The following is a 7,665-nucleotide window of genomic DNA, read 5'->3' as shown; positions in this document are numbered from 1 at the left end:
GAGCGAGCCAAAGGCCGCGCCCCTGCCGAAGAGACGAGACCAAGCGACCGAGGCACGAGGGAGCGCAGCGTCGAGGAACGTAGGCAGGGGCACCCCAAAGCGGCCGGCGGCGAGCGAACACAAAAAGAACAGCAGCTCTATTCAGCCATTTTCAATCAAGAGCAAGCTGGCCACCCTGGTGATCGTCTCGGTGTTGATCACCACCGGGCTGGTGATCGTCGCCATCAGGACCGACACCCAGGTGCGGCTGATCACCATCTTCTCGATCATCGCGTCGTTGCTGCTCACGCAGCTCATCGCGCACAGCCTCACGTCACCGCTGCGGGAGATGACGGCGGCGGCGCGGGCCATGGCGCACGGGGACTACAGCCGCCGGGTCGGCACGGGGCGCCGGGACGAGCTGGGTGAGCTGGCGGTGACGTTCAACCGGATGGCCGCGGACCTGTCCGCGGTGGACCAGCACCGCAAGGAGCTGGTGGCCAACGTCTCGCACGAGCTGCGGACGCCCATATCGGCGCTGCGGGCGGTGCTGGAGAACGTGGTGGACGGGGTGTCCGCGGCGGACCCGGAGACGATGCGCACGGCGCTGGCGCAGACCGAGCGCCTGGGGCGGCTGGTGGACCACCTGCTGGACCTGTCGCGTCTGGACAACGGGGTGGTCCCGCTGGATGCCCGTGACTTCGAGGTGCGGCCCTTCCTGGCCGGGGTGCTGCGGGCGGCCAGCGTGGACGCGGTGGGCTCGCGCGGGCGCACCGACGTCCACTTGCACATCGATGTCTCACCGCCGGAGCTGGTCGCCTACGCGGACACCGAGCGCCTGCACCAGGTGGCGGCGAACCTGATCGACAACGCGGTCAAGCACAGCCCGCCGAACGGCCGCGTCGTGGTCACCGCCCGGGGTGGGGCCGAGCCGGGCGCGCTGCTGCTCGAGGTGATCGACGAGGGGCCGGGAATCCCGGAGTCGGACCGGCTCAGCGTGTTCAACCGCTTCAACCGGGGGATCGCCTCGCCGCAGGGGCCGGGCAGCGACGGTGGTACCGGTCTCGGGCTGGCCATCGCCCGGTGGGCGGTGGACCTGCACGGGGGGCGCATCCGGGTGGCGGAATCCGACCGTGGCTGCCGCATCCAGGTGTCGCTGCCCGGGTCGGGTCACCAGGTGCCCGCCCCGGTCTCCCCGTCCTGTCCCTGACCTGCCCGCGCCGGCTCCGCGGGGCCCTGGGGACGGGGCCGGCGCGGGGGTCCGCACCCGGAAAAGATGTCCATTTCCCGACAGCGTCAGCTCCGAAACCACCTTTTGGGTGTGACTTGCGTGACGACCGAACCCCCGAACCTGCATCAACCCATGTAGAAGGCGTAGCCTTGTTTCCCGCTGTCCACCATCTAAGGAAGCGGAAGAGGGCGGTTGCCGCCGTGTCGCCACAGTCCCCCAACACTTCGAGCGTCTCCACCGAACAAGACGGATCGGGCAAGGACCCGGCCGGCGATTTCGGTCCGAACGAGTGGCTCGTCGACGAGATCTACCAGCAGTACCTCCAGGACCCGAACTCGGTAGACCGGGCCTGGTGGGACTTCTTCGCCGACTACAAGCCCGGTGCGGACACCAGCTCGGCCGTGGCCCCGGAGCAGCCTGGCGCGCCCGCGCGCCCTGCGCCGCAGCCCCCGACCGCGCCCGCGGGGCCGGCCGCTGCGGCGGCCCGGCCGGAGGTCCAGGCCGCGCCCGCCCCGAAGCCCGCTGCCGAGACTGCCGCACCCGCGCCGGTCGCGCCCACGCCGCCGGCCGCGGCGAAGCCGGCTCCGGCGAAGCCGGCTCCGGCGAAGCCCGCCGCGCAGAAGCCGGCGGGCGAGCAGCCGGGCGGCCCCGAGTACGTGGCGCTGCGCGGGCCCGCCGCGCGGGTCGCCACCAACATGTCGGCCAGCCTGGAACTGCCGACGGCGACCAGCGTGCGCGCCATCCCGGTGAAGCTGTTGATCGACAACCGCATCGTGATCAACAACCACCTGAAGCGGGCCCGTGGCGGAAAGGTGTCGTTCACCCATGTGATCGGCTACGCCATGGCTCGGGCGCTGAAGACGATGCCAGCGATGAACGTGGCCTTCGCCGAGCGGGACGGCAAGCCGTACCTGGTCAGGCCGGCGCACGTCAACCTGGGTCTGGCCATCGACATCCAGAAGCCCAACGGCGAGCGGCAGCTCGTGGTGCCGGCGATCAAGAAGGCGGAGACGCTGGACTTCTTCGCCTTCTGGCAGGCGTACGAGGACATCGTCCGCCGGGCCCGCGCCAACAAGCTCACGGTGGACGACTTCGCCGGGGTGACGGCCTCGCTGACCAACCCGGGAGGCATCGGCACCGTCCACTCGGTGCCGCGGTTGATGCCCGGGCAGGGGACGATCATCGCCGTGGGCGCCATGGAGTACCCGGCGGAGTTCCAGGGCACGTCCCAGGACACCCTGAACCGCCTGGGCATCTCCAAGGTGATGACGCTGACGAGCACCTATGACCACCGGGTCATCCAGGGTGCGCAGTCCGGCGAGTTCCTGCGGCAGATGAACCGGCTGCTGCTGGGCGAGGACGGCTTCTACGACGACATCTTCCAGGCGTTGCGCATCCCGTACGAGCCGGTCCGCTGGCTGCGGGACATCGACGCCACCCATGACGACGACGTCAACAAGGCCGCCCGGGTCTTCGAGTTGATCCACTCCTACCGGGTCCGCGGCCACGTCATGGCCGACACCGACCCGCTGGAGTACCGCCAGCGCAAGCACCCCGACCTGGACATCATCGAGCACGGGCTCACCCTGTGGGACCTGGAGCGCGAGTTCGCGGTGGGCGGTTTCGCCGGCCGTACGATGATGAAGCTCCGGGACGTCCTCGGGGTGCTGCGGGACTCGTACTGCCGCACCGTCGGCATCGAGTTCATGCACATCCAGGACCCCGGGGAGCGCCGGTGGATCCAGGACCGGGTGGAGCGTTCGCACGACAAGCCGGAGCGCGAGGAGCAGCTCCGGATTCTGCGCCGGCTCAACGCCGCCGAGGCGTTCGAGACGTTCCTCCAGACCAAGTACGTGGGTCAGAAGCGGTTCTCCCTCGAGGGCGGGGAGTCGGTGATCCCGCTGCTGGACGCGGTGCTTGACGCGGCGGCCGAGGCCCGGCTCGACGAGGTCGTCATCGGCATGGCCCACCGCGGTCGGCTCAACGTGCTGGCGAACATCGTCGGCAAGTCCTACGCGCAGATCTTCCGCGAGTTCGAGGGCAACCTCGACCCGAAGTCGATGCACGGCTCGGGCGACGTGAAGTACCACCTGGGCGCGGAGGGCACCTTCACCGGGCTGGACGGTGAGCAGATCAAGGTCTCGCTGACGGCCAACCCGTCGCACCTGGAGGCCGTGGACCCGGTGCTCGAGGGTGTGGCCCGGGCGAAGCAGGACATCATCAACAAGGCGGGCACCGACTTCACGGTGGTGCCGGTGCTGCTCCACGGCGACGCGGCGTTCGCCGGCCAGGGCGTGGTCGCGGAGACGTTGAACATGTCCCAGCTCCGCGGGTACCGCACCGGCGGCTCCGTCCACGTGGTGATCAACAACCAGGTCGGCTTCACCGCCGCCCCGGCCTCGTCGCGGTCCTCGATGTACGCCACGGACGTGGCGCGGATGATCGAGGCGCCGATCTTCCACGTGAACGGCGACGACCCGGAGGCCGTGGTGCGCACCGCCCGGCTGGCCTTCGAGTTCCGCCAGGCGTTCAACAAGGACGTGGTCATCGACCTCATCTGCTACCGCAGGCGCGGGCACAACGAGATCGACAACCCGCAGTTCACCCAGCCGCTGATGTACAACCTGATCGACAAGAAGCGCTCGGTGCGGAAGCTGTACACCGAGTCGTTGATCGGTCGTGGGGACATCACCCTGGAGGAGGCGGAGCAGGCGCTCAGGGACTTCCAGGACCAGCTCGAGAAGGTCTTCACGGAGGTCCGCGAGGCGGCGTCGGCGCCGGCCCCTTCCGAGGCGCCGCAGCCGCAGCCGGAGTTCCCCGTGGCGGTGGAGACCGCGATCTCCCCCGAGGTGGTCAAGCGGATCGCCGAGTCCCAGGTGTCCCTCCCGGACCGGGTCAACGCGCACCCGCGGTTGCTGCCGCAGCTCCAGCGGCGCGCGGCCATGGTCGAGGAGGGCACCATCGACTGGGCCATGGGTGAGGCGCTGGCCATCGGCTCGCTGTTGATGGAGGGCACCCCGGTCCGGCTGGCCGGGCAGGACTCCCGGCGCGGCACCTTCGGCCAGCGGCACGCGGTGCTGGTGGACCGGGTCACCGGCGAGGACTACACCCCGTTGCAGTACCTCTCCGAGGACCAGGCCAGGTTCAACGTCTACGACTCGCTGCTCAGCGAGTACGCGGCGATGGGCTTCGAGTACGGGTACTCGCTGGCCCGCCCGGACGCGCTGGTGATGTGGGAGGCGCAGTTCGGCGACTTCGTCAACGGAGCCCAGACCGTGGTGGACGAGTTCATCACCTCGGCCGAGCAGAAGTGGGGCCAGACCTCGGGCGTCACCCTGCTGCTGCCGCACGGCTACGAGGGCCAGGGCCCCGACCACTCCTCGGCCCGGATCGAGCGCTTCCTCCAGATGTGCGCGCAGAACAACATGACGGTGGCCATGCCGACGCTGCCGTCGAACTACTTCCACCTGCTGCGCTGGCAGGTGCACAACCCGCACCACAAGCCGCTTGTGGTGTTCACCCCGAAGCTGCTGCTGCGGCTGAAGGCGGCCACCTCGAAGACCGAGGAGTTCACCAGCGGGCAGTTCCGGCCGGTCATCGGTGACTCCTGGGTGGAGCCCGAGGCGGTGCGCAAGGTGGTGTTCTGCTCCGGCAAGGTCTACTACGACCTGGAGGCGGCGCGTCAGGAGCGCGGTGCCACCGACACGGCTCTGGTCCGCATCGAGCGGCTGTACCCGCTGCCCGGCGTGGAGATCCAGACCGAGCTGGCCAAGTACACCAAGGCGCAGAAGTACGTGTGGGCGCAGGAGGAGCCGGCGAACCAGGGTGCCTGGCCGTTCATCGCGCTCAACCTGATCGACCACCTGGACCTGGTCCTGGGTGCGGCGCCGGACAACGCCGACCGGCTGCGCCGGGTGTCCCGCCCCTCCTCGTCGTCCCCTGCGGTCGGCTCCACCAAGCGGCACCAGGCGGAGCAGCAGCAGTTGGTCAACGAGGTGTTCGAGATCTAGTCCGCGGTTCGACCGCCGGCCGCGGGACAGCACCCGCGGCCGGCCGACCCACCCGGCCCTGTCGGGTGAGCCACCTCCGGGCGGCTCACCCGACGGGGCCGGGTGACGTTGTGTCGCGCTGGCGGCGCGCCGGTGGGTCGTTCCCCGTCGGCTGGTCCGTCCTGTTGTGGTTGTTCCCCGTCATCACCCGGAGTGGCTTCGTGTACTTCACTGACCGTGGCATCGAGGAGTTGGAGCAGCGTCGTGGGGAGGAGGAGGTGACCTTCGAGTGGCTCGCGGAGCGGCTGCGTGAGTTCGTTGACCTGAACCCCGAGTTCGAGGTTCCGGTGGAGCGCCTGGCGACCTGGCTGGCCCGACTGGACGACGAGTAGGGCCCGTTACCCCGACTTGACAACCTCGGCACGCGATATATCGTTTTTAGGGACGCACCGATCTAGGTTCCCGGGTTGTCCTCGCTGGTGGAAGTGGTGCTGACAGCCTCGGCCAGGCGCCCAGACCGGAAATACGCGATATATTGCGTTGTTGGATCACGTCCGATCAAGGAGGGGGCCGGATGTCGGACTGGACGATCTCCCATCCGCGTGAGCTGCGCCTCGAGGGGCCCGTGGACCGCCTCAAGGTGCGGATCGTCGCCGGCGCCGTCAACGTCGTCGGGACCAACGACCGCCCGGCCAGGCTCGAGGTGGCCGAGGTCGTCGGGCCACCGTTGCACGTCAGCCACCGCGGGGCCAGCCTCGTCGTCAGCTACCCCGACATCCCGTGGAGAGGTGAGCTGGGCTGGCTGCACCGGGTTCACCGGCGCCGGCACGCGGTGGTCTCCCTCACCGTGCCGGTGGGCACCAGCGTGGAGGTCGGGGTGGTCAGCGCCAGCGCGGTGGTCTCCGGGATCGGCGGGCGCACCAGTGTGCGCGGGGTCAGTGGGGACACCACGCTGGTCGGCGTCACCGGCCCGGTCAACACCAACACGGTCTCGGGCAACGTGGAGGCCCAGTCCGTCTCCGGCGACCTGCGGGTGACCACGGTCTCCGGCGAGCTGACGTTGGTGGAGGGCACCGGCGGTCGGGTCAGGGCGGACTCGGTCAGCGGCGGGATGGTGCTGGACCTGGCCCCGTTCACCGCGGCCGGTTGCCGGAGCACGGACGTCCGGCTGAACACCGTCTCCGGTGAGGTCGCCATCCGGCTTCCGGCGCCCGGCGACGCCCGGGTGGACGCCAACACCACCAGCGGCACCGTGTCCAGCGCCTTCGACGAACTGCGGGTGGACGGCCGGTGGGGCGGCAAGCGGCTGACCGGCACCCTCGGCGCCGGCCGTGGCACGCTGCGGGTCACCACCGTCTCCGGCTCGGTGGCCCTGCTGCGCAGGCCACCGCTGGACGACGAACCGGTGGGGAGCACGGGGAAGGCGCTGTGATGGCCCCTGTCTTCGGTCACGGCAGGCTCCGGCTTTACCTGCTCGGCCTGCTGGACCAGGCCCCCAGGCACGGGTACGAGGTCATCCGGCTGCTGGAGGAGCGCTTCCACGGGATGTACGCGCCCTCCGCGGGCACGGTCTACCCGCGGTTGGCCAAGCTGGAGCAGGAGGGGCTGGTCTCGCACACCACCGAGGGCGGGCGCAAGGTGTACTCGCTCACCGAGGCGGGCCGGGACGAGCTGGACCGCCGCCGTGAGGAGCTCGCCGAGCTGGAGCGGGAGATCCACGAGTCCGTCCGTGGGCTCGCCGTGGAGATACGCGAGGACGTGCGCAGCTCGGCGCAGGAGCTCAGGGAGGAGGTGCGCGCCGCCGCGGCCCGGGCCCACGTCGAGGACCACCGGGGTGCTGAGGAACGGGGCGGCGCCCACTGGGCGGGGCCGTGGGGCGACCGCGACGCGTGGCGGGCGGCCAAGCAGGAGTGGCAGCGGGCCAAGCGGGAGATGAAGCAGCAGGCCCGGATGGCCAAGGAGGAGAGCCGGCGGGCCGAGCAGGAGAGCAAGCGGGCCCGGCAGGAGGCCGCTGCCGCCCGGGACCAGGCGCAGCGGGCCCAGGCGCACGCCCGGGCGGAGCTGCTGCGGCTGCGGCAGCGCTTCCAGGAGCAGGTGCAGGAGCACCTGGGCCGGGGGGACTGGCCCAGCGGGGTGCTCGACGGCGTCAGCGAGCTGACCCGGGAGCTGGCCGCCCTGGCGGGGGCGGCCGCGGCTCGCCCGTCCGACGCCGGGGCGGCTCCCCCGGCCGGCGCGGCGGCCCCGGAGCGGGCGGTCCCTGACTGGGCGGTCCCGGAGTGGGCCGGGGTCGATGACACCGCCTCGACCGACCCACGCCGGGATCTCGAACGTCTGCTCGATCACTTCCGTGACGACGTCAGGGACGCCGCCCGGGACCGCGGCCTCACCGCCGAGCAGCTCGGGGAGGTCCGCCGGCACCTGTCGGAAGTGGCGGCGACGATCTCCCTGCTGCTCGACGGGCGCTGA

The 7,665-nt window shown here is 70.7% G+C and carries 5 protein-coding genes; all 5 read left to right on the top strand.

Features of this window, described 5'->3' with window-relative positions:
* Positions 1–139 precede the first annotated feature (139 nt).
* The 5 genes from A3IG_RS29800 to A3IG_RS0114740 all read left to right on the top strand — a co-directional run bounded on the left by A3IG_RS29800 (position 140) and on the right by A3IG_RS0114740 (position 7,665).
* Positions 140–1,189, top strand: a complete 1,050-nt coding sequence (locus A3IG_RS29800; protein ID WP_040911494.1) for a HAMP domain-containing sensor histidine kinase — start codon at positions 140–142, stop codon at positions 1,187–1,189.
* Positions 1,190–1,410: 221 nt separating this feature from the next.
* Complete coding sequence (locus A3IG_RS0114755; RefSeq protein WP_018384345.1) at positions 1,411–5,220, top strand: multifunctional oxoglutarate decarboxylase/oxoglutarate dehydrogenase thiamine pyrophosphate-binding subunit/dihydrolipoyllysine-residue succinyltransferase subunit; 3,810 nt, start codon at positions 1,411–1,413, stop codon at positions 5,218–5,220.
* Between the two features lie 200 nt (positions 5,221–5,420).
* Positions 5,421–5,591 (top strand): DUF6104 family protein, encoded by a 171-nt coding sequence (locus A3IG_RS29795; RefSeq protein ID WP_086019947.1) that lies wholly within the window; start codon positions 5,421–5,423, stop codon positions 5,589–5,591.
* A gap of 182 nt (positions 5,592–5,773) precedes the next feature.
* Entirely contained in the window at positions 5,774–6,631 is an 858-nt protein-coding gene (locus A3IG_RS0114745; protein ID WP_018384343.1) for a DUF4097 family beta strand repeat-containing protein, read from the top strand.
* A complete protein-coding gene (locus tag A3IG_RS0114740; RefSeq protein ID WP_018384342.1) occupies positions 6,631–7,665 on the top strand; it encodes a PadR family transcriptional regulator in 1,035 nt (344 codons plus the stop codon). The genes A3IG_RS0114745 and A3IG_RS0114740 overlap by 1 nt, the downstream gene beginning before the upstream one ends.

Source organism: Wenjunlia vitaminophila DSM 41686 (assembly GCF_000380165.1).
Taxonomy (GTDB): Bacteria; Actinomycetota; Actinomycetes; order Streptomycetales; family Streptomycetaceae; genus Wenjunlia; species Wenjunlia vitaminophila.
The sequence above is the reverse complement of the archived record's forward strand: the minus strand, read 5'-3'. Positions and strand labels throughout refer to the sequence as shown.

What these genes read in the sequence shown, in the direction of transcription:
- A3IG_RS0114745 (WP_018384343.1), top strand. Translation starts at nt 5,774, where the DNA reads ATGTCGGACTGGACGATCTCCCATCCGCGTGAGCTGCGCCTCGAGGGG.
- A3IG_RS0114740 (WP_018384342.1), top strand. Translation starts at nt 6,631, where the DNA reads ATGGCCCCTGTCTTCGGTCACGGCAGGCTCCGGCTTTACCTGCTCGGC.